Source organism: bacterium (assembly GCA_024742285.1).
Taxonomy (GTDB): Bacteria; Myxococcota_A; UBA9160; order UBA9160; family UBA4427; genus UBA4427.
The window spans coordinates 16,090-37,630 of record JANSYR010000008.1 but is presented as its reverse complement, the minus strand read 5'-3'; the positions used below and the strand labels follow the sequence as shown (position 1 = coordinate 37,630).

Below are 21,541 nucleotides of genomic sequence, written 5' to 3'. Positions count from 1 at the left end.
CCTCGATCGCTTCGGCATCCCGGGGGTCCGAGTCGAGCGAATTCTCGCCGGCGAGTGCGCGCTCGCCGCGGTCGGGAACCGTCGAAGCAGGGGGACCTCGTCAGGCCGAACGCAGTGCCGCCACGCCGTCGGCCTTGAGATAGAGCTCGGTCTCCTCGCGCGCGGTCAGCGCGAGGGATTCGCCCGGCGGCACGCGGATCCAGCTGCCTTCGCCGTGGACGCGGTCCGCGTCCTCGAGCGAACCGCGGATCACGAAGACCTCGGCCCCGCCTTCGAAGACGCGGGCGCGGGTATCGGTCCCCGGCTGCCAGCGCTCGAGCGAGGTGCGATCCGGGAAGCCCGGCTCGTCGAAGAGGCGCTTCTCTTCGATCCCGGGGTGGGCGGTCGCGCTCCACGGCATTTCCAGTGTGTCGATCCGCTGGTACGGACGGCCGTCGCCGTCGTATTGCCGGAGCTTCACGAGAATCAAGCAGCCCTCCTCGGAGAAGGGCGCGTGTCGATGGCCCTCCGGGTTGAGCAGGTGCATGCCGCGCGTGCCGTGGCCCAGCTGGTCGGAGAACACGCCCTCGAGGACGAAGATCTCCTCGCCATCGGGATGGTCGTGCTCGGGAAAAGACGCGCCGGGCAGGTATCGGACCAGGCTCGTGACCTGTCCCGACTCCTGAGGGCCGACGCGGTGGAGTCGCTTGCGTTCGACCTGACCGGAGGGGCTCGCCGTCCAGTCGAGGCGATTCGTGTCGACGGCGACGCGCTCCCCGAGGTCGCCATGGAGCGGAGCGTCTTCGGACATGTCGTCCTCCGGTGGGCGCGCGGGGATCGGAAGCGTAGCCGGCGCCAGACCGCGTCGGGCAGGATTCCGCGACGCGGCCCACGGCCCGGCGGGCTAGCCGTGATAGAAGACCTCGCGGACGATCCGGCCATCACGCCAGGTCTGGACCGCCGCCTGCTTCTGGAGGACGCGGTCCCCGCCGTTCGGCGTCAGGTCGAAGACCCACTCGACGACCGAGCGGTCGCCATCGACCAGGACCTCGCCGACCTCGGCGCCGTGGAAGGTCACGCCGTTCACGAAGGCTTCCTCGTACTCGCGGTTCGAGGCCTTGCCGACGCGCTCGTCGACGCCGTTCTCGCTCATGACCACGTCGTCCGAATAGAAGCGGTCGAAGGTCTCCAGGATCTCGCCCTTCAGAATGCCGTCGATCACGGCCTGCACGTCGTTTCGAATGCTCATGTTCGTTCTCCTCGTTCTCTCTTCGTTTCGTTCGATGGTTTCGGGAGCAGTGGGAATCAGGAGAGCGCGGCTCGACCGTGCGGCCGGTCGAGGCCGGGATCCGCGCCGATCGGCACGACGCCGGTCGGGTTGATCGTCGGATGGCTCTCGTAGTAGTGCCGGGTGATGTGCTCGAGATTCACCGTCTCGGCGACGCCCGGCGTCTGGTAGAGATCGCGCAGGTACTCCGAGAGCGCGGGGTAGTCCTCGATCCGCCGCAGGTTGCACTTGAAGTGGCCGACGTAGACCGGGTCGAAGCGGACCAGCGTCGTGAAGAGGCGCCAGTCGGCTTCGGTCGGCGCGTCGCCGACCAGATAGCGCTGGCCCGCGAGCCGCGCGTCGAGCACGTCGAGGGCGGCGAAGACCTCGCGGACCGCTTCGTCGTAGGCTTCCTGCGTCGTGGCGAAGCCGGCGCGGTAGACGCCGTTGTTCACGTTCGGGTAGATGAACGCGTTGACCTCGTCGATCTCCTCGCGGAGCGCTTCGGGGTAGAGCTGCACGTCGTTGCCGGAGCCCTTCGCGAGTACGCCGAACTCCGAGTCGAACATGCGAAGGATCTCGGACGACTCGTTGTTCACGATCGTCCGATGCTCGCGGTCCCAGAGCACCGGGACGGTCACGCGGCCCGTGTACTTCGAATCCGCGTGGGTGTAGACCTCGTGGAGGAACGATGCGCCGTGGAGCGGGTCGGCGATCACGCCGGCGGTCGCGTCCTCGTTCACGAAGGTCCAGCCGTTCTCGCCCATGTACGGGTGGACGACCGACACGGTGATCGCGTCCTCGAGGCCCTTCAGCTTGCGGGCGATCAGGGTCCGGTGGGCCCAGGGGCAGGCCAGGGACACGTAGAGGTGGTAGCGGCCGGCCTCCGGGGCGAAGGGGGTCGAGCCGTCGGCGCGAACCGCGTCCCGGAAAGCGCTGTCCTTGCGCACGAAGCGGCCTCCGGTCGACTTCGTGTCGTACCAGTCCGTGCTCCACTTGCCTTCGATCAGCAGTCCCATCGTGTCTCTCCTCCGTGTGTCGCGCCGCGGGGGCGTCGATTCGTACTCTCTCGATGGAAAGAGGATCGTCCAGTCCCGTGGAAGAACAATTACGTCTGTGGGACAATTACTGTTTCCCTCATAGACACAGTGAGGCCAGCATGTCCTTCGTCGAGATCGAGGCGTTCGTGAAGGTGGTCGAGGTTCGCGGCTTCCGCGCCGCAGCCAAGGAGCTCGGCGTGACCGCCTCGGCGGTCAGCAAACGCGTCGGTGCGCTCGAGACGAGGCTCGGGGCACGGCTCTTGAACCGGACCACGCGCCAGGTCGCGCCGACCGAAGACGGCTTTGCCTTCTACGAGCGTGCGCGCGCCGCGATCGAGGATCTCGCCGAAGCCGAGTCGGCGGTCGGCGAGGCGCAGGGCGTCGCGCGCGGCCGCATCCGCATCAACTCCCCTGTCGATTTCGGCCGCCAGTTCCTCGTCGACCCCCTCGCCGAGTTCGCCCGCGCGCAGCCGGAGGTCGACCTCGACGTCTCGTTCAGCGATCGCTTCGTCGACGTCGTCGCCGAGGGCTACGACGTCGTCCTGCGGATCGGGGACCTCCCGGACAGCGGGCTCGTGGCCCGGCGACTCGCGCCGGTTCGCCGGGTCCTGCTCGCGTCGCCGGACTTACTCGAGCGCGAGGGCCGGCCGGCGTCCGCGGACGATCTCGCCCGATACGAGGCAATCCTCTATGCCTACGACCAGCGCGGGGCGGTCGACGTCGACGGGCGTCGCGTTGCGCTCAGCGGCCGCCACGTCTCCGACAACGGCGCGCTGATCGCGTCGATGGCCCGCGCCGGGCTCGGGATCGCCTTCCTGCCGACTTTCCTCGTCTGCGACGATCTCCGGAGCGGGGCGCTCGAGGTCCTGCTGCCGGGGCGAACGGGCGGAGACCTGAGCCTCCACGCGTTGACCGCCCATCGCAAGCTGTTGACCACGCGGGTCCGACTCCTGCTCGATCACCTTCGCGGCGCGTTCGGCCCGATGCCGCCCTGGGAAAGAGATCTCGCCGCGTCGTGACCGGGCGCGGCCTGATCGCCCGCGCCTAACCCGCTTCGATCAGGACGGCCAGACGTTCGTCGTCGGGCACGGGGTTCCGCCAGACGCGCCATACGAAGCGCAGGATCCCGAAGAAGCCCATGTGGTGGACCGCGGAGAGGCGCGCTCGGAAGGCCCAGAGGCCCAGCTTCGAGACGCTCCGCTCCTGGTTCTGGATCGTCGTCTGCGTACAGCGGAGAAAGTCCGGGGGCAGGAGCGGGTGGGGCACCGGCCGGAACGTCTCGTTCTTCCTCGTGTCGTCGGGCTCGGCGAGCTCGAGAGCGGCGATGGCGGCGGCGCTCATCACCTGCTGACACATGCTGACCGATTGCAGCGTGATCCGGTCGCCGTCCCAGATGGGCCTCGGCGGGCGCTGGGCGAGACCGTCGGCGCTGCAGTCCACGTAGAGAAGATCGTCGACGGCCTCGTCGAAGCTGCGCTCGCTCGAGGCAAAGACGATCTTCGAACCCTCGATCCGCTCGACCCGTCCGCTTCGGTCGACGTCCGCAATCCGCCGGAGATTCGCGAGTTCGGCCTCGTTCACCGTCGCGCAGCGGTATTTCGTCGGCCAGACGTCCCCGTCGAGGCGCAGCAGCCGTCCGGCGGCCTCGAGGCGTTGCATCACGTCGGTCAGGCTCTGTGCGTCCTGCAGGATCTCGAGCTGGGTGCCGAACTCGTCCGCGAGCCCGTCCGGGTAGAGCGCCTCCCGGTTCAGGAACCAGGCGTCGTTCGGCATGATCCAGGTGATCTTCGCGGGATCGACCCCGCGTTCGAGCAGATAGAGCGCCGCATCGATCCCGGTCTTGCCGGCGCCGATCACGACGTAGCGCGCGTAGCCGCGCTCGAGGTCGGCGAGCCCGTTGATCGGGACGAGGGTCGCGCCGCTGCTGGTCTCGTATTTCGGGGGCGTGGTCGACGGGACCCGGACGTCCATGTAGGTCGCGTCGACGGTCTTTTTCGCGCGGACGGCGATCTCGTCGCCACCGCTGGCGATCGCGCGGATCACGCTGTCTTCCCCGACCTCGCACTTCGGGAGGAAGGTGAAGCGCCCCGTCCGTTCGAGCTTCTTCAGGACCCGTTCGTAGTAGGCGAGGATCTGCGCCTGGGAGACGAGGTCGCGCTCGTCTTCGCCGAGGGGCTCCGAGTTCACGCCGTAGTAGAGCGCGGGCTGGTGGAGCGTGACGAAGCGGTAGGCGCTGTTCCAATGGCCGCCGGGCTTCGCGCGCCGTTCGACGACGACGACCCGAGCGGTCTTCGAGCGGTGGAGGATCTCGTCCGCGAAGGCGATGCCCATCGCGCCGCCGCCGATCACCAGATAGTCGGCTTCGAGGGGGGAGGAGGCCTCCGGGCTCACTCCGGGCCCGCCTCCAGACCGAGGCTCGCGCGGATCGTCGCGACGTCGCTCGCGTGCTCGACCCGCTCGATCCGGAGCGCGTCGAGGTGGATGAGCGTCGCCTGCCGGATCGCATCGGGCAGGCGTGCCGTCACGTCCCCCTCGCGGTCGAGGAGCAGGTCGTAGGGCCGCCGGCGCATCGCCGGGACCGCCATCAGGCGCGACACGAGGGCGGGCATGCCGCTGATGTCCGAGACGTAGACGGCGCCCCGCGCTTCGAGCGTTTCGGCCGCGACGTCCTCGAGGGCTTCCTTGAGGAGGTCTCCCCCCGGCATGTCCCGGCTGAACAGGATCACGCGCGTGGTCGCGTCGACCGCGCCGGCGTCGCCGTGCTGATCTTCCAGGGTGAACCCGGCGATCGTGTCGCCGACCGCATACGGCGTCGGCTCCGCTTCGGCGAGCGCCGGCGCGGCGACGAACGCGGAGAGGAGTCCGAGGAAGGCGAGGGCGCTTCGCATGTCGGTTCGCCTAACGCGTCTGAAGGAACTTCTTGAGGGGCTGGTCGCGCCACGTCGCGGCGCTGAACTTGTCGTCGAAGGGCGCATAGCGGAGATCGCCGCCGGCCTCGGGGTGGTCGCCCATGACCGTGACGCGCTGGATCACGCGCTCGCCTTCGAAGTCGTTCAGGACGTGGTGCTGCGTACACCGGTTGTCCCACATCGCGATCGTGCCCTCGGTCCACGAGTAGCGGACCGTGAAGCGGTCCTCGGTCGCGAAGCTCGTCAGGAAGGCGAGCAGGTTCTCGCTCTCGGCGTGGCTCATCTCGACGATGCGACGGGTGAAGTGGTGGTTCACGAAGAGTGACTTGCGGCCCGTGTCCGGGTGCCGTCGGACGACCGGGTGGATCGCCTTTCGCTCCGGCGTCATGTGGGGACTCGCGTCGTGGAGCGCGGTGAGGCCGTCGAGCATGTCCTTCATGGGCGGCGAGAGCGCTTCGTAGGCCTTGTACATGTTGGCCCACAAGGTGTCGCCGCCGAACTCGGGGCACTTCTTCATGTGGAGGATCGCGAAGATCGACGGCTCGGCTTCGCAGGTGAGATCGCTGTGCCACTCGTCGGCGACCGCGCCGGCGCCGCCGACCGCCTTCAGCTCGAAGAACTCGGGTCGCTCGGCGTCGAGGGCCAGGTTCGGATGGCCTTCGAGGCGACCGAAGAGACGCCCGAAGGCGATGTGCTCGTCGGGCGTGAGGTGCTGGTTCGGGAAGAACAGGACGAGGTGTTCGTGCAGCAGCGAGGTGATCGTCTGCGCCTCGTCCGGGCCCGCCGCCCGGAGGTCGAGGCCGGTCACCTCGGCGCCGAGGGAGCCTGCGAGGCGGCGGACGGCGAGGTCCTGGGTCTGATCGAGCGCAGTGGCCATGGGCGATTCCTCGTGAAGCGGGTTTGCGCCCAGAATACCCCGCACGCCGGCGACAGGGGCCTGCCCGGCTCGACCCGGGGTCGCGCCGCGGCGCCCCGGGAACGCGACGGGACCGCATGAACGAGGGGAATGCGCCGCGGTAGCCGCCCGGTTTTTCTGTGCTTTTCCGGACACATTCGCGCCGCGGTCGCCACGACACCCCAGCCGGAGGTGACCCCATCGTGACGCGACGTTCGTTCCCTGCTCGATCCTGGCGATCGCTCGCTCTGGCGGGGGTTTCGGCCCTGGCGTTCGCCGCCGGTGCGCCGGCGGACGCGCTCACCTTCGATTCGGACGCGATCGTCGAGGTGCTCTGCAACGGCGACTGCTCGACGCTCGCCGTGCCGGACGCGCCGAGCGACTTCGACTTCGCGTTCGGCGCCCGACTCGCCCGGGACGGCGCCCACGTCGAGCTGAACGCCGCCGGCAACATCTTCGTGCGTGGACCCGTCGACGCGACGGGCGACATCTTCATCGCCTCCGGCAACGCCGAGTTCGACGGCGGAACGATCGCCACGCGCCCGCCCGGGGCCGGGATCGACGCCGGCAACATCGAGCTCGTCACGAGCGGCACGATCACGATCGAGAGCGGTCGGCAGATCGTCACCGACTGGACACGCTTCGACCTCTCGTCGGCGGGGGAGATCACCCTGCGTCATCCGTCCTCGGTCCGCGTCGGCGCGGGTGTCTCGCTCGTGGCGGCGGGGGCGCGACTGGATCGGAGCGGGATCGTGCGAGGGGGCGGCGAAATCGTCCTCACGGGCGGAAACCTCGTGACGGCTGCGGTGCCGGTGTTCACGGGAGATCTCGTGAGCGCATCGGCGCTCCGGGCGATCGACGCGTCATCATCATCGGCATCGTCATCGGCATCGCCGCCGGCTCCGAAGAGCCCCGGCGGCTCCGACGACGCGCTGATCTGGCGCGTCACCCTCGGCGGTGACGTCTACCTCGACCTGTCGGACCATACGCTGGCTTCGCTTCGGCTGACGTCGAAGAAGACGATCGTGTTCACGGACGATCCGACGACGCCCGTCCCGGAGCCGGGGACCGCGCTCCTGCTCGGCCTCGGTCTCGCGGCGCTCGCGACCCCTCGGCGCGCCTAGCGCGGAGCGCTCGGAGCACAGCACCACGGAGCACCAGGGAGCGCCTTCGCGGGCGCGCTCCGTACGCGCTCCGACCCGCGAGCGCGCCTGAGGATCGCGCTAGCGTCTCGGCTCGCCGCGCATGCCGCGCGCGATCTCGCGGAGACCTCCATGTCCGATCCTTCCCTCGGTGCCGTCGTCGTCGGCACCGGCTTCGGTGTCCTGACCCACCTTCGCGCGCTGCGCGCCGCCGGCTTCGACGTGAAGGCGCTCGTCGGGCGCGACGCGGCCAAAGCCCAGAAGCGCGCCGACCTGATGGGGGTCCCGCTCGGGACGGGCTCGCTCGACGAAGCCCTCGCGCTCCCCGGTGTCGATGCGGTCGCGGTGTCGACCCCGCCGCACACCCACGCCGAGATCGTGCTCGCCGCGATCGCGGCGGGGAAGCACGTCGTCTGCGAGAAGCCGTTCGCGGCGAATGCCGAAGAGGGCCGGAAGATGCTCGCGGCCGCCGAAGCCGCGGGCGTCGTGCACGGGCTCGGCTGCGAGTTCCGCTGGGCGACCGGTCAGGCGACCGCCGCCCGAGCGATCGCCGAGGGTCTGATCGGCGAGCCGCGTCTCGCGACGTTCCTCTTTCACATGCCCGCGCTCGTCGAGCCGGACGCCGACGTTCCGGACTGGTGGCGCCGGGAGGAGGACGGCGGCGGCTGGCTCGGGGCCTACGGCTCCCACGTGATCGATCAGATCCGCGTCTCCGCCGGCGAGTTCATCGGGGTCTCCGCCTCCGTGCAGACCGTGGCGGAGCGCAGCCCCGAGCTGCCGTGGACCGCCGACGACACCTACACCGTCCACTTCCGGACCGAGTCGGGCCTCGAAGGCATCCTGCAGTCCTGCACCGCCGCCCGCGGCCCCTTCGCGGCGGCGAGTCGGTTCGTCGGGTCCAAGGGCACGCTCTGGTTGGAGGGGGACACCGTCGGCGTCGCCGATGCCGACGGCGAGCGCACGCTCGAGACGCCGAGCGACCTCGTGTACCCGGCGCCGATCCCGCCGCCGGCGGAGCTGCTGACGGCGTCCTCCGCGTACGACAACTTCCACGCGATGGGCATCGACCTGGCGCCCTACACCCGGCTCTACGAGGCCTTCGGATCGAGGATCCAGGGGCGCGAGATTCCGTCCGATCCGGTTCCGCCGACCTTCGCCGACGGTGTCGCCGTACAGGCAGTTCTGGACGCAATCCGCCGGTCTTCCAAGGAAAGGCGCTGGATCGAGATCGGCTGAGGGGCGGCGCCAGGCCTCCGTTCTCTCAAGCCATCCGGGCGTCTGCCCGATCCAGGGGTCAGCCACCGCCAGTGGGGAATCCCGTGGATCGACGCAATCACCCTCGTTTTCGCGCCAAGTTCGACGTGCTCTGTTCGGCTGGAGAGACCGAGGGGGCGGGGACGCTCGTGAACATCTCGCGTTCCGGTGCCCGCCTCGACAGCGCGAGCCACGTGCCCGAGATCGGAACGAAGGTCCGGCTCTACGTCTTCATCCAGCCGGTCTGCCCCTTCGAGCTGGCGGGCGAGGTCACCCGCGTCGACGGAACGACCTTCGCGATCCGCTACGGCAACCTCGATCCCGAGATCGGCCGCCTCGTCGACGACGTCGCGGCCCTGGTCGGCTAGGTGCGTCGCTGGCGATGAACTCGCGGCCGGTCCCGCCGGTTTCGGGCCCGCGCCCCTCACGGCCAGCCCCGTAGCTTTCAAGCGACTATTCGTGTCGGGACGGAAAAATCCCGAATGATCCACATCCGATCGCCTCGCTGATGCGTAGTTCCCGTATCGAGGGACACGCTCGTCCCGCGAATACGAGGAGAGATCGGAATGCTGTTGAAGCTGCTGAGGGGGCCACGAAACTGGCCCAACGTGGGAGTACTCGTCCTGGTCGGAGTCCTGGCCGGGAGCACGGCCCAGGCGGAGATCATCTACGGGGTGACCGAGGTGGGGAACCGCCTGGTCTCCTTCGACAGTGCCGCGCCGACGGCATTGCTCTCGGGAGCCGCGATCACCGGTCTCGCGCCCGGCGAGGACGTGATCGGCATCGACTTCCGCCCGAACGCGCTTTCCCCGGGCGGCGGGGGGCCGAACGTGCCCGCGCCGGGAACCGGAACGCTCTTCGGTCTCGGGAGTCAGAGCAACCTCTACACGATCGATCTCGCGACGGGCGCGGCGACGCGCGTTGGCGATGGATTCGACACGCCCTCACTGAACGGCGGCGCGTTCAGCTTCGATTTCAATCCGACGATCGATCGGATCCGCAACGTCGCGGATACCAACGTGAACATCGTCCTGAACCCGAACTCGGGCGACTCGGGTCGGTTCACCGACGTGTTCTATCAGGCCGGCGATGACAACGCGGGCGTCGACCCCAACATCGTGCATTCCGCGTACACGAACAGTTTCGTGGGATCGACGTCGACGCAGCTCTATGGAATCGACTCGGGGCTCGACGTGCTCGTGACGCAAGCGAACAACGCGGGCACGCTGGCGACCGTCGGGCCGCTCGGCGGCGACGTGACTTCGCTCGGAGGCTTCGACATCTCGGGGAGCACGGGCATCGCCTACCTCGTCGCCCTCGTCGACGGGGACAATGATTCCACGCTGTGGACCGTCGATCTGGCGACGGGCGGCGCGAGCTTCGTGAACTTCACGCCGGACGCCAGCGCGATCGGCGGAGGGACCACGCTCGCCGCGATCGCCGTGATTCCCGAGCCTTCGACCGCGCTGCTGTTGGGCCTTGGCCTGGGAGGTCTAGGTATCGCTCGAAGGACCCGCGAGGGCTGAGGGAAGGGGCCCGGACTTCGCGAGCGTGCTCGTGAAGTCCGGGGTCGGGGCGGCGCCAGTCGCCGCCCCGAAACCCGCCCGACGCGTCGCCTCGCGACTGCCTCCGTCGTGGATGTGCTCATCGCGAGTAGCGATAGGTGATCTCGGAGAAGAAGTAGCCGGCGTCGGCCCGGGCGAACGTGTTGCGCGGCACCGATCGGCCGAAGGCGTGTCCGTAGTAGACCGACCAGGTGAGTCCCTCCCATGGACCCAGGGTGAGTCCCACGTCTACGAGATGTGCAAGCGATCGCCCCCCGGCCGAGGACAGGCCGGCGAAGCCGAAGACACGCTGGTTCGTCGCGCCTCCGCCGGCGTACCAGAGATCCCGGGACTCGGTCAGGGAGAGCCAGTGATGCTCGACCTGGAGCCGAACGAGTCGATGCGGCTTCACCATCAGCTGGGTGAAGACGTCGTTGTTGTTCATCAGGTTGTAGAACGGCACCCGCGCGTAGATCCGCGCCGTAGGCAGCATCTGAAAGAAAGTGCGGTGATCCGAGTCGTTCGGATCGTCGTCCCCCGACGAACGATTCCAACCGATCCGGATCCAGGGTGCGCCCGGCACGCGCGCAAACCGAAATCCGAGTTCCGCGGCGAACGCCCATCCGAAGTGGTCCTGTCTCCCCCACTCGCCGGCCTGGATCGTGCCCCAGACGAGCGCGTCGAAGACCCCGGGTCCCCATTCGATCGCGGTGATCGCATGCCCACCGAGACTGTGGATCGCGATGTTGCCGTCGTCGGATTGACGCTCGGCGAGCGTTCGGTTGTCGACGCGCGTCGTCCGATCTCGCGCGTCGCGGTAGAACAGGTAGAACGCCTGGAGATCGAGCGGGGCCGCTCCCGGGATCGACTTGAGCGTCGCGGAGGCACCCGCCAGCTGGAGGTCTTCGATGCCGCGATTCGCGTCGACCTCGAACCCACCGCGGGTCGGTCGCCCCGCATAGGCCGTGAGGTTCCATCGAGGTCGGTCCCAGCTGATGCGGCCGGCGTCGAAGCTGCGTGACACGTGCGTGTAGCCGAAGGGGCCGACGAGTCGTTGACCGACGCGATTCTTCTTGAGCCAGGCGAGCGTCCGGTTCCCGGGCACGGACTCGACACCGCTGGCGATCTCCATCCGCCCCCCGCTCACTGCGACGCCGCTCCGCCGCAGGGTCAGGTAGGCCTGCTTGATGAAGAAGGCACCCTGATTGCTGCTGGGCGTATTCGCGTAGTACACGGCCCCGGGGCCCAACGCGCCAAAGGGGGCGCCCGGATTCGCGTCGGTCGGCAGATCGAAGAGGCGCGTGTCCTGGAGTTCCACCGCGGCTTGCCAGCTGGGGTACGTCAAGCTCGCGCCGAATCGAAAGCGGTTGGCCGCGAACAGGTAGCGCCCTGGGTCTCCGGAGCCTGCGCTTCCGGTCGGTTCGAACCAGTCGACGTGCTCAACGCGAAAGCGGTCGCTGAACCAGAGCTTGAGGTGCTCCTCCCATTCCAGTTCCGACGCACCCGCGGTGGTCGATCGAAGAAGGGCCCATGTGAAGAGCAGCGGCCGGGTCCACCCTCTCCTTCGCATGATCCGTCGCATGTGTAGGGGACTCCTGGTGCGCCTTGACTCGCTTCCGCGGAAACGCGAGCGTAGCGGGTGCATGAGGTCCGCAGCGATCATCTTCTTTCTTGCGGTCGCACTCTCTTTCTCGCACGCCGCTCAGGCGGAGAGGAGCGAGGACGAGGCTCGGGACGAGTGGGCGAATTCGAAGGTCTCGGCGGAAGGCGATCCCTCGGCTCGACTGGATACGCTGCTCGACGGCGCGTCGCTCTGGCTACTGACGGATCGCAATGCTCTGCTGATTCGCGGCGCGCCCTTCTCCCTGTCCACATGGGCGCGCCGGGCCGTCACGGGCGTCGGCGGTCGGCTCCTCGGCGTCGATTGGCGCCCGGCGGATGGCCGCGTATACGCGATCGACGACCGAAACGACCTCTACCGACTCGACGGGACGCAGGGTCGGGCGGAGCGGGTGAGCGCCCTCACGGCAGGCTTCGAAGGCACGCCGCGCTCCTGCTTCGACTTCAACCCCCAGGCCGACCGGCTTCGTCTCGTCGCCGAGAGCGGTCAGAATTTGCGCGTGCACGTCGGGTTGGGCGCCGTGGCGATCGATGGGCCCCTTTCCTATGCGCTCGGGGACGAGAACGCGGGCCGAAGCCCGCGCATCACGGCCTGTGCCTACACCGACAACGTTGCCGAGGCGCCGGTGACGCGTCTCTTCGACATCGATTGGATGCGTGACGTGCTCGTGCTCCAGGACCCGCCGAACGACGGCGAGCTTCAGACCGTGGGCCCGCTGCGGGTCGACTTCAGCGAGCACGGGGCGTTCGATATCCTGACGAAGGCAGGTGGCGAGGAACTCGCCCTTGCGGTGTCGGACGGGCAGATCCATCTGATCGACCTCGAGACCGGTGCTTCCACCGCGATGGGCGATCTCGGCCTCGAGAACACGCAGATCATCGGCATGTCGGTCGTTCCGTCGCGCGCCCCGGGCCGATGACGAAGATCGGCTGATCCAATCGCCGGGCCGTGTCGTACCCTTCGGGTGTGGCTCGAGACGAGAAGCAGACCGAACGGACGGGCGGCGAGGCGAACGCGGCGAGGACGACTTTGCGGTCGTCGATGACGCCGGACGACGACCCGACCGCGCTCTCGGACGTCGACCTCTTGCGTCGCCTGCACGCGGATCATGATGAGCCCGAAGTGGCCCTCGCCGCCCTCTACGACCGATACGCGGGCCTCGTCTTCGGCTTGAGCATGCGAATCCTGCGCGACCGCGCCGAGGCGGAAGACGTCACCCACGACGTTTTCCTCTCGCTCATCGAGCGTGATCGATACGACCCCAAGCGTGCGCAGTTTCGCACTTTTCTCACTCTGCTGACGCGCTCGCGGGCGATCGACCGCGTGCGGTCGCGGAGCCGAGCCGTCTCGACTCGAGCAGAAAGGCAGATCGACGAGGTTCTGAGCGCCCGCGGACCGTCGCCGTTCGACGACGCCGGCGTCCGGGAGAACGCGCGGCTGGTTTCCGATGCGATGTCCGAGCTCTCCGAACGCCAACGCACGGCACTGGAGATGGCCTACTACCGCGGAATGAGTCACAGCGAGATCGCCGGTGAGATGGAGGCGCCGCTCGGCACCGTCAAGGGGCTCTTGAGATCCGGTTTGGGCGTTCTGCGACGAGTGCTCAAGCGAGCGACGGGATGATTCAGGTGTCGGACGAACTCGTACAAGACGACATGAACGAGAGAGAAGATGCGATCATTCGCTTCGTGCTTGGCGATATGGCCGAGCACGAGGCGCGCCGATTCGCGCGCCGATTGCGCGTCGACGCTGCGCTCCGCGAGGAGGCACGCCAGGTTGCGGAGGCCTGGACAGCGATCGGCCATGCGAATCCGGAGATGCCCCCGGCGCGTCTGCGAGAGCGCGTTCTCGATGCCGCGATCGAGGGAACACTTCCGGCTCCGAACCGGGCACAGCCCCGGACTTCGTTCCGGTCCCTGGCGGCCGGCACGGCCGCAGCGGCTGCCGCGATCCTCCTCGTCGTGGTCGGTCTCGACGATCTTCGCCTCCGGCGAGAGATCGCCGTGATGGCGGAAGTGTCCGAGACGCTCAGTCAACCGAACGTCGTGCTCTCGTTCTCGCTCGCCGGTGAGGGTCCGTTCCAGTCCGCGGGGGGGCGTGCGAGCCTGGATCTCGACGCGAAGAAGGCAGCGATCGTCGTGAACGGACTCCCGCAGTTGGCGAACGGGATGGGGTATCGGCTGTGGGCGATCGTGGGAGACGAAGAGGTTTCCTGTGGGCACTTCCTGGCGGATGACGAGGAGCGCGTCGTCCGGCAGTTCGCGATCCCGGTGCGGGACTACCGCGACCGGGTGAGTGGACTCTTCATCACGATCGAAGCGGAGCGCGCGACTCGTCCCTCCGGCGAGATCGTGATGACGAGCATCTGATCCGCCGCTTCAGGGTCGCGTGGCTCGGGCGCTAGTTCAGCGCCGGCTTCCGCTGCGACAGCGCGTCGCGGCGAGCGCGGATCGGTCGGGCACTCTCGTCGTCCGGGGCGAGCTCGAGGAAGCGCGTGTAGTCGTCGATCGCGGCGTGCACGCAGTCCATTCGCTCGAGGAGCATCCCGCGGTCCCGGAACTCGTAGGCCGCTTCCGGGATCAGCACGACGATCCGGTCGAAGCAGCCGAGCGCGCCGAGCCCGTCGCCCTGGCGCAGGTAGCCCATCTTCAGGTTGTTGAGCATGCGCGTGTAGATCTCGACCGCGGTCACTGGGCGCAGCCAATCGGGGTCGAGATCCACGGGCTCGCCGGCGGCGGCGCGGATTCGCTCGGCGCAGTCGTCGAGGGAGAGGACCTTGCCGAAGAAGGGGTCGATGATCACTTCTCGATCGGGCACGTCGTTCACGCCGACGACCTTCGAGAGGAAGTGTCCGGGGAAGCCGATCCCATAGGCCTCGAGACCGAGCTGGCGCGCGATCTCCACGTAGAGGACCGAGAGGGTGATCGGCAGGCCGCGCCGGCGTTCGAGGACCTCGTCCAGGAAGCTGTTGCGCGGGTCGTCGTATTGCTCCTGGTTGCCGCGGAAGCGCTCGAGCTCGAAGAGCGCGTGATTGAGCGCATCGACCGCGGCGCTCGGCGTGGTCGCGTGCTCGACCAGGGGTCGCGATCGCTCAGCGATCTCGGCGACGGTCTCGAGTCCCGAAGCGATGTCGACCTCGGGGCGGACCTCGGCGGCGAGGATCAACGCCCCTTCGGCGAGGCCCTGCTGGCTCTCGGGAAGGAGCGCCAGCTCGTGGAATCGATCGGAGATCACGCTCTGCACGGCGGCCTAGCCTACTTCGCGGAGCGGGGAGCCGCACCAAGGGAATGCCCGAACCGTCGCCGTGGGGACGCGCGGCGGCGGCGCGGTGTCTACGCGATGCTCCGAAGACCGGTCGGAAGCCGGCGGAACGAAGGAGGAGCGGGCATGGGCAGACTCGACGAACGGGTGGCCGTCATCACCGGGGCCGGGCGGGGCGTGGGCCGAGGGGTCGCGCTCGCGATGGCCGAGGAGGGCGCACGCGTCGGTGTGATCGACATCGACGGGGCGACCGCGAAGGAGACCGCAGCACTCGTCGAGGCCGCGGGGGGCGAAGCGATCGCGATCCCGGGCGACGTCGCGGTTCGGGGCGATTGCCGACGCGGCATCGAGGAGACCGTCGCCGCGTTCGGGGGACTCGACATCCTGGTGAACAACGCCGCCTGGACGCCGACTCCGGGCCGGCTCCTGATGGACTTCGACGACGAGACCTTCGAGCGGGTCCTCGCGACGAACCTGTGGGCGACGTTCTTCTGCATGCAGATCGCGCAGCCCCATCTCCTCGAACGGGGCCGCGGCGCGATCATCAACTTCGCGAGCGGCTCGGGCACGATCGGCAACGAAGCGCAGGGCGCCTATGCGGCGGCCAAGGAGGGCATCCGCGGTCTGTCGCGGACGGCGGCCCGCGAGTGGGGCCCGCTCGGCATCCGCGTGAACATCGTCTGCCCCTTCGCGAACTCGCCGGGCATGATCGACTGGGCGGCGCTCGATCCCGAGGGCCACGAGGCCGCGATCCAGCAGATCCCGCTCCGTCGGGTCGGGGACTGCCGGGACGACGTGGGCCGGGTCTGCGTCTTCCTTGCGAGCGACGAGGCGGACTACGTCACGGGCCAGACGATGTGGGTCGACGGCGGTTCCGGATCCGTCCGCTAGGCGCGGGCGCACCCGTGATCAGACGCGGGTCACTTCGACGGGCACACCGTTCAAGACGCTCGTGCCGGACGGCACGTCGATCTCCGCGTCGTCGACCACGCGGTTGGCGTTCGCGCCGGGACGCGCGGTCGCGACCGAGAGCCGGACCCCGGGCAGGTCGTGTCCCCATCCGTGGGGCAGGCTGACGACGCCTTCGGCCATCGCGTCGGTCACTTCGACCGGGACGACGATCGCCCCCACGCGGCCCTTCAGCTCCGCGCGATCGCCCGTCGACAGTCCGAGTCGCTCCGCGTCCGGTGGGGCGACCTGGAGCGTGCAGCGTTCGCGCCCCTTGACCATGCTGGGCAGGTTGTGGAGCCAGGAGTTCATCGAGCGGATGTCGCGCCGCCCGATCAGGCTGAGCCGGGGGTCCGGGCCGGCGTCGACGAAGCGTTCGAGCCGGGGCAGGTCGCCGAGGATGCGATCGGGAGCGAGATCGATCCGCCCGCTCTTCGTTTCGAGGGCCTCCGGCAATCGCGGCGCCGGCGTCCCGAGCGAGAGTCCGTGGGGGGCCGCCTCGAGTCGATCCACCGACAGCCCGTCCGGCACGCGCCCGAAGCCGTCCCCGTAGGCACCGAGCCGGAGCAGGAGATCGATCAAGCGGCGTGGCCCGGGGGTGTCGCCGAGGCCTGAGACGATCTCTTCGACCTCGATCTCGCCGGCGAATCGGCTGCCTGCGAGGACGCGGCCCGCGAGCTGGGCGACCACGATCGCGTCCACCTCGTCGTCGGCCATCCCGCCCAGCCCCATCAATCGCTTCGACAGTCCCAGCAGCGTCCGCCACACCTCCTGCTCGCCTTCTTCCGGGGGGACCGCCGCCGGCGACCACTTGGCGACGTTCTCGACCGCGAAGTGGAGGAGCGCCACGTCGTAGGTCGCGTGGGAGAGCGGCGCCGTGGGCGGCAGGATCAGGTCGGCGTGCCGCGTCGTCTCGTTCACGTAGTAGTCGAAGGCGACCATGAACTCGAGACGCTCGAGGGCCGCATCCACGCGTTCCGCGTTGGGGGCCGAGGCGACGGGGTTGCCGGCGATGATCGCGAGGGCGCGGATCCGGTCTTCCCGGTCGCTCTCGATCTCCTCGGCGAAGGCGGCCATCGGCCACTCGCCCAGCACCTCGTCGTAGCCGGAGACGGGGCTCTTCGCGCGGCCGACCTCGAAGCCGGATGCCTTCGAGGGGCCCGCGAATGCGAGGCTCGCCGCCGGCAGGGGAAAGAGCACGCCGCCTTCGCGATCGAGGTTGCCGGTCAGGATGTTGAGCAGGTCGATCGCCCAGTGGGCGAGGGTGCCGAAGGTCTGGACGCTCGTGCCCATCCGGCCGTAGACGACGGCTCGGTCCGCCTCGGCGACCTCTCGCGCGATCCGGCGGATCGTCTCGGGCGCGACGCCGCAGGCCTCGGTGACGCGTTCCGGTGTATAGGGGCGGATCGCCGTCAGGGCGCGATCGAGTCCCTCGACGAGCCCTTCCGCGCGTCCGAGGTCGACGCGCTCCTCCTCGACGACGACCTGGACCATCGCCAGGACGAGCGCTGCGTCGCCGCCGGGGCGGACGAAGAGGTGCTCGTCGGCGATCGCCGCGGTCTCCGTCCGGCGCGGATCGACGACCACCAAGCGCCCGCCGCGCGCGCGGATCGCCTCGAGCCGCTTCTTGATTCCGGGGGCCGTCATCAGGCTGCCGTTCGACGCGAGCGGGTTCGCGCCGAGCATGAGCAGGTAGTCGCAGCGGGCGAGATCCGGGACCGGCGTGTTCAGGAAGCCGCCGTACATGAGCCCGGCCTGGACCCAGCGGGGCCAGGTGTCGACGGAGCCGGCGGAGAACTGGCTGCGCGTGGGAAGCGCCGTCTGGAGGACGTTCCAGTAGAGCAGCGATTGCGCGTCGTGGGTCGTGGGGTTGCCGCGGTAGAGCGCGATCGCGTCGGCCCCCGCCTCGGCCCGGATCGCCCCGAGCTTCTCGGCGGCGAGGTCGAGGGCCTCGTCCCAGCCGATCGGCTCGAAGCCCTTCGCCGTCTTGCGGACGGGCGTTCGCAGTCGGTCGGGATCCGCCTGGAGCTCGATCAGCGCGTGGGCCTTGGGACAGATGTGGCCCTTCGAGAAGGCGTCGTCGGGGTCGCCTTCGACCCGGGTGACGCGGCGCCCGCCGCCGTCGTCCGCGGCCGTGTGGACCCGGAGGCCGCAGGTGGCTTCGCAGAGCGTGCAGATGCGGTGGACGATCGACGGGTCGGCGGCAGCCATGGGCGGGGATCTCCTCGTTCGGGCGGGTCTCGCTGGACGGGAGCGAGGATAGATCCATTTGGTACTGTCACTGAGTCCAATTCGTACCAAGATCGAGGATCCAATCATGGTCAGTGTCCTCCCTCCGCGACCGGCCCTCCGAGAGCGCGCGACGCTCCTCCGCGACCTGCCCCTCGACGGACAAGGCGCGCTCTACGACCAGATCTACCGCTCGATCCGGGACGCGATCCTGTCCGGCCGCGTCGCCGCCGGCACGCGTCTGCCGACCACCCGCGCCCTCGCCGAGGAGCTCGGCGTCTCCCGGAACACCGTCGTGTCCGCCTTCGAGCCGCTCCAGGCGGAGGGCTACGTCGTCTCCCGGGTCGGCGCGGGCACCTTCGTCGCGCCGCAGCTCGATCCGGAGGGGCACGCTGGCCGCCAGACGAGCGGCGACCGGAAGGGCGAGCCGTCGAGACCTGCGCACCCGCCGGTTCGACTCTCGCGCTACGGACAGCGCCTCGCCGAGCGCTCTCCGCGCACGCCCTACGACCTGCTCGAGGCGCAGACCGACCTCGCGATCGACTTCCGTCCCTGTGTCCCGGACCTCGAACGGCTCTCGTACGAAGCGTGGCGGAGACATCTCGCGCGCACGGCCCACTACGCGCCTCCGCTCGCGTTCGACTACGCGGATCCGAGCGGCGTGCCCGAGCTGCGCGAAGCGATCGCCGGCTACCTGGCCCGCGCACGCGCCGTGTACTGCGAGCCCGACGAACTCGTCGTGGTCGGCGGCGTCGCCCAGGCCCTGGACCTCGCGACGAGGCTCTTCGTCGACCCGGGCGACGCGGTCCTCCTCGAGGATCCGCACTATCTCGGCGCGCGCCGCCACTTCGAGGCAGCGGGGGCCGAGATCGTCGGCGCGCCCGTCGACCGGGAAGGGCTCGATCTCGGCCGCGTCGATCGGGAGGCGCTCGCGCAGGCCCGGCTCGCGTACGTGACGCCCTCCCACCAGTACCCAACGGGCGTCGTGCTCTCCCTGCGTCGGCGACAGGCCCTGCTCGATTGGGCGGGCGCGAACGACGCCTACGTGGTCGAGGACGACTACGACTCGGAATTCCGGTACAAGGGTCGCGCGATCCCGTCGCTCAAGAGCCTCGACGAGGGCGGTCGCGTCCTCTACGTCGGGACGTTCTCGAAGACGCTCCTGCCCTCGATGCGGATCGCGTATCTGGTGGTCCCGCCGGCCCTTCGAAACGTCTTCCGCAATGCGAAGTGGCTGGCCGATTGGTCGACCCCGAGCTTCGAGCAGCACGCCCTTGCGCGCTTTCTCGAGAGCGGTGACTTCGAACGTCACCTTCGCCGGGCGCGCACGCTCTACGGGACGAGTCGGGAGGTGCTGGTCGAAGCACTGGGGGCGGCCTTCGGCGACGGTGCCGCGCGCTTCGACGACAGCGGGGCGGGGCTCCATCTGCTGGTTCGCTTTCCGGGGATTCCGGCGGCGCGGCTCCGGGCCATCGTCGAGCGCGCTTCGGCGCGGGGCGTGGGGGTCTATCCGGCGGCGCCGAGCTACCTGAAGCCCGACCCGGGCGCCGACCTCGAGCTCGTGATGGGGTTCGCGCGTCTCTCGCCCGAGTCGATTCGGGAGGGTGTCGGGATCCTCGCCGACGTGCTCGGCGAGGTGCGCTGATCGCCGGCGTCGCCGCGCTCCGACACTGCAGCTCATCGACTGCACTGCAGCGCGGCGGGTGTCGCGCGATCGCGACACTTCCCGCAGGCGGGCGGATGCAGGCGGTGCTCGTGCTCGGCACGCCCCTTGCTCTATCGGGGACGACGGCCGCGAACGCGGCGCGCCCGAGGAGGGCGGATCGTGGACGGAACAGCGGATCGACGACGGGGCTTCAGCCTGCGCGAGGAGCTCGAGGACCTGGAGCGACGGCTCGACGGGCCGGGGGAGGTGCGCGTGCGGCGCCTGCCGAGCCCGGGGATCGCGGCGGTGCTCTCGTTCTTCTGGCCCGGGCTCGGCCATCTCTACGCCGGGCGCCTGACCGCGTCGCTCGGATGGTTCGTGGGGACGGCGATCGCCTACTGGCTCTTCTTCGTGCCTGGCTTCGTGGTGCACGCGTTCTGCATCTGGTCTGCCTACCGCGCCGCGGAGGACGACGGCGGCTGAGCCGGGCGCGCCGGGGCCACCGAAAAATCACGTGATCTCGCGGGGTTGGCGCCGGGGCCGGGGTTGTCCGGACCCCGGCGTCCCGGTATACAACCTCGTCCGGGCGCCGGAGAGGGGTGCCCCGGATCTCCGAACGAGGCCGATTCGGACGCCTTCCCAGCCTCCGACGCGACCTTGAGGCCGCGCTCCCCAGATCGGGCAGAGCGCAGGCCGGAGAGCGAGGACCCGACCCAAATGGTTTTGCACGAGATCGATGACGTCCGGATCCAGAACATCCGGCCCCTGATGGCGCCGGAGATCCTGCTCGAGGATCTCCCCGTCTCCGATAGCCAGAACGAGACCATCTTCGCCGGTCGCCGCGAAATCGAGCGGGTCATCGACGGCGAGGACGATCGCCTCGTGGTGATCGTCGGCCCCTGCTCGATCCACGATCCCGAGGCCGGTCTCGAATACGCCCGGCGCCTCGCGCCACTCCGCGAGAAGTACCGGGACGATCTCGCGATCATCATGCGCGTCTATTTCGAGAAGCCGCGCACGACCGTCGGCTGGAAGGGACTGATCAACGACCCCGAGCTCGACGGGAGCTTCTCGATCCGGAACGGTCTGCGCACGGCGCGGCGCTTCCTGCTCGACGTGACGGACCTCGGGCTGCCGACCGGCAGCGAGTTCCTCGATCCGATCATGCCCCAGTTCTATGCCGACCTCGTCTCCTGGGGCGCGATCGGCGCGCGGACGAGCGAGAGCCAGGTCCACCGCGAGCTCGCCTCCGGTCTCTCGATGCCTGTCGGCTTCAAGAACGGGACCTACGGCACGGTCCAGATGGCGATCGACGCGATCGGCGCCGCCGCCGGCGAGCACCACTTCCTCTCGGTGACCAAGCAGGGCATCGCGGGGATCGTCGCCACGAACGGCAACCCCTACTGCCACGTCATCCTGCGCGGTGGGACCAGCGGGCCGAACTACGACGCGGAGTCGATCGAAGGTGTCTCGAAGCTGCTCGCCGCCGCGAGTCTTCCGAATCGGATCATGGTCGACTGCAGCCACGCCAACAGCGGCAAGGATCACGAGAAGCAGCCCGCCGTGGCTTCTGCTCTCGCCGCGCAGGTCGCCGACGGCAACCCGGCGCTCTTCGGGCTGATGATGGAGAGCTTCCTGCTCGACGGGAACCAGAAGCACTCGCAGTCCCAGGGGCGCGAGGGGCTCGTCTACGGCCAGAGCATCACGGACAAGTGCATGAGCTGGGAGCGGACGGAGCCGATCTTCGACGAGCTGGCCGAGGCGGTCAGGAAGCGACGCGCGCGTTAGGCGCGCGCCGGGAGGAGGG

Annotated in this window: 21 protein-coding genes; 12 read left to right on the top strand and 9 right to left on the bottom strand. The window is 69.2% G+C overall.

Annotated elements, in window-relative coordinates:
- Positions 1 to 100 precede the first annotated feature (100 nt).
- The 3 genes from NXI30_15400 to NXI30_15390 all read right to left on the bottom strand — a co-directional run bounded on the left by NXI30_15400 (position 101) and on the right by NXI30_15390 (position 2,265).
- Positions 101 to 790 carry a cupin domain-containing protein gene (locus tag NXI30_15400; GenBank protein MCR9095607.1) on the bottom strand — a complete coding sequence of 230 codons (690 nt, stop codon included), beginning with the start codon at positions 788 to 790 and terminating at the stop codon, positions 101 to 103.
- Positions 791 to 883: 93 nt separating this feature from the next.
- Entirely contained in the window at positions 884 to 1,228 is a 345-nt protein-coding gene (locus NXI30_15395) for a nuclear transport factor 2 family protein (GenBank protein ID MCR9095606.1), read from the bottom strand.
- Between the two features lie 56 nt (positions 1,229 to 1,284).
- Positions 1,285 to 2,265, bottom strand: coding sequence for a glutathione S-transferase family protein (locus tag NXI30_15390; protein ID MCR9095605.1), 981 nt, complete (start codon positions 2,263 to 2,265; stop codon positions 1,285 to 1,287).
- Positions 2,266 to 2,405: 140 nt separating this feature from the next.
- Between NXI30_15390 and NXI30_15385 the strand changes: the two genes are divergently transcribed.
- Entirely contained in the window at positions 2,406 to 3,305 is a 900-nt protein-coding gene (locus NXI30_15385) for a LysR family transcriptional regulator (GenBank protein ID MCR9095604.1), read from the top strand.
- A 25-nt stretch (positions 3,306 to 3,330) separates the two neighbouring features.
- On the opposite strand, the gene NXI30_15380 is transcribed toward NXI30_15385, so the two are convergent.
- From NXI30_15380 to NXI30_15370, 3 genes are read right to left on the bottom strand one after another with little or no spacing between them, the layout of a single operon-like run.
- Positions 3,331 to 4,677: an NAD(P)-binding protein gene (locus NXI30_15380; GenBank protein MCR9095603.1), complete on the bottom strand. Its 1,347-nt coding sequence runs from the start codon at positions 4,675 to 4,677 to the stop codon at positions 3,331 to 3,333.
- Positions 4,674 to 5,174, bottom strand: a complete 501-nt coding sequence (locus NXI30_15375) for a hypothetical protein (GenBank protein MCR9095602.1) — start codon at positions 5,172 to 5,174, stop codon at positions 4,674 to 4,676. Before NXI30_15375 ends, NXI30_15380 begins: the two co-directional genes overlap by 4 nt.
- A gap of 10 nt (positions 5,175 to 5,184) precedes the next feature.
- Positions 5,185 to 6,072: a TauD/TfdA family dioxygenase gene (locus tag NXI30_15370; GenBank protein MCR9095601.1), complete on the bottom strand. Its 888-nt coding sequence runs from the start codon at positions 6,070 to 6,072 to the stop codon at positions 5,185 to 5,187.
- A gap of 221 nt (positions 6,073 to 6,293) precedes the next feature.
- Between NXI30_15370 and NXI30_15365 the strand changes: the two genes are divergently transcribed.
- The 4 genes from NXI30_15365 (at position 6,294) to NXI30_15350 (ending at position 10,012) form a co-directional block, all read left to right on the top strand.
- A complete protein-coding gene (locus tag NXI30_15365; GenBank protein ID MCR9095600.1) occupies positions 6,294 to 7,214 on the top strand; it encodes a PEP-CTERM sorting domain-containing protein in 921 nt (306 codons plus the stop codon).
- A gap of 150 nt (positions 7,215 to 7,364) precedes the next feature.
- A complete protein-coding gene (locus tag NXI30_15360) occupies positions 7,365 to 8,468 on the top strand; it encodes a Gfo/Idh/MocA family oxidoreductase (GenBank protein ID MCR9095599.1) in 1,104 nt (367 codons plus the stop codon).
- An 83-nt stretch (positions 8,469 to 8,551) separates the two neighbouring features.
- Positions 8,552 to 8,854, top strand: coding sequence for a PilZ domain-containing protein (locus tag NXI30_15355; GenBank protein ID MCR9095598.1), 303 nt, complete (start codon positions 8,552 to 8,554; stop codon positions 8,852 to 8,854).
- A 198-nt stretch (positions 8,855 to 9,052) separates the two neighbouring features.
- The gene (locus tag NXI30_15350; GenBank protein MCR9095597.1) at positions 9,053 to 10,012 is read left to right on the top strand and encodes a DUF4394 domain-containing protein; all 960 of its coding nucleotides are present in this window, start codon (positions 9,053 to 9,055) and stop codon (positions 10,010 to 10,012) included.
- Positions 10,013 to 10,130: 118 nt separating this feature from the next.
- Here NXI30_15350 and NXI30_15345 read toward each other — a convergent pair whose 3' ends face one another.
- Positions 10,131 to 11,375 carry an alginate export family protein gene (locus NXI30_15345; GenBank protein MCR9095596.1) on the bottom strand — a complete coding sequence of 415 codons (1,245 nt, stop codon included), beginning with the start codon at positions 11,373 to 11,375 and terminating at the stop codon, positions 10,131 to 10,133.
- 298 nt (positions 11,376 to 11,673) lie between these two features.
- Here NXI30_15345 and NXI30_15340 point away from each other — a divergent pair, with 298 nt between their 5' ends.
- From NXI30_15340 to NXI30_15330, 3 genes are read left to right on the top strand one after another with little or no spacing between them, the layout of a single operon-like run.
- On the top strand, positions 11,674 to 12,570 hold the full coding sequence (locus NXI30_15340; GenBank protein ID MCR9095595.1) for a DUF4394 domain-containing protein: 897 nt from the start codon (positions 11,674 to 11,676) through the stop codon (positions 12,568 to 12,570).
- Positions 12,571 to 12,617: 47 nt separating this feature from the next.
- On the top strand, positions 12,618 to 13,274 hold the full coding sequence (locus tag NXI30_15335) for a sigma-70 family RNA polymerase sigma factor (GenBank protein ID MCR9095594.1): 657 nt from the start codon (positions 12,618 to 12,620) through the stop codon (positions 13,272 to 13,274).
- 32 nt (positions 13,275 to 13,306) lie between these two features.
- Complete coding sequence (locus NXI30_15330) at positions 13,307 to 14,020, top strand: anti-sigma factor (protein MCR9095593.1); 714 nt, start codon at positions 13,307 to 13,309, stop codon at positions 14,018 to 14,020.
- A 31-nt stretch (positions 14,021 to 14,051) separates the two neighbouring features.
- Here the strand turns inward: NXI30_15330 and NXI30_15325 are convergent, their stop codons facing one another.
- Positions 14,052 to 14,894, bottom strand: a complete 843-nt coding sequence (locus NXI30_15325; protein MCR9095592.1) for a tetratricopeptide repeat protein — start codon at positions 14,892 to 14,894, stop codon at positions 14,052 to 14,054.
- A gap of 144 nt (positions 14,895 to 15,038) precedes the next feature.
- On the opposite strand from NXI30_15325, the gene NXI30_15320 reads away from it, so the two are divergent.
- Complete coding sequence (locus NXI30_15320; GenBank protein ID MCR9095591.1) at positions 15,039 to 15,803, top strand: glucose 1-dehydrogenase; 765 nt, start codon at positions 15,039 to 15,041, stop codon at positions 15,801 to 15,803.
- A gap of 18 nt (positions 15,804 to 15,821) precedes the next feature.
- Here the strand turns inward: NXI30_15320 and NXI30_15315 are convergent, their stop codons facing one another.
- A complete protein-coding gene (locus NXI30_15315) occupies positions 15,822 to 18,071 on the bottom strand; it encodes a molybdopterin-dependent oxidoreductase (GenBank protein MCR9095590.1) in 2,250 nt (749 codons plus the stop codon).
- Positions 18,072 to 18,177: 106 nt separating this feature from the next.
- On the opposite strand from NXI30_15315, the gene NXI30_15310 reads away from it, so the two are divergent.
- The 3 genes from NXI30_15310 to NXI30_15300 all read left to right on the top strand — a co-directional run bounded on the left by NXI30_15310 (position 18,178) and on the right by NXI30_15300 (position 21,522).
- The gene (locus NXI30_15310; GenBank protein MCR9095589.1) at positions 18,178 to 19,734 is read left to right on the top strand and encodes a PLP-dependent aminotransferase family protein; all 1,557 of its coding nucleotides are present in this window, start codon (positions 18,178 to 18,180) and stop codon (positions 19,732 to 19,734) included.
- A 180-nt stretch (positions 19,735 to 19,914) separates the two neighbouring features.
- The gene (locus NXI30_15305) at positions 19,915 to 20,217 is read left to right on the top strand and encodes a hypothetical protein (protein ID MCR9095588.1); all 303 of its coding nucleotides are present in this window, start codon (positions 19,915 to 19,917) and stop codon (positions 20,215 to 20,217) included.
- A gap of 234 nt (positions 20,218 to 20,451) precedes the next feature.
- Positions 20,452 to 21,522 (top strand): 3-deoxy-7-phosphoheptulonate synthase, encoded by a 1,071-nt coding sequence (locus NXI30_15300; GenBank protein MCR9095587.1) that lies wholly within the window; start codon positions 20,452 to 20,454, stop codon positions 21,520 to 21,522.
- Positions 21,523 to 21,541 lie beyond the last annotated feature (19 nt).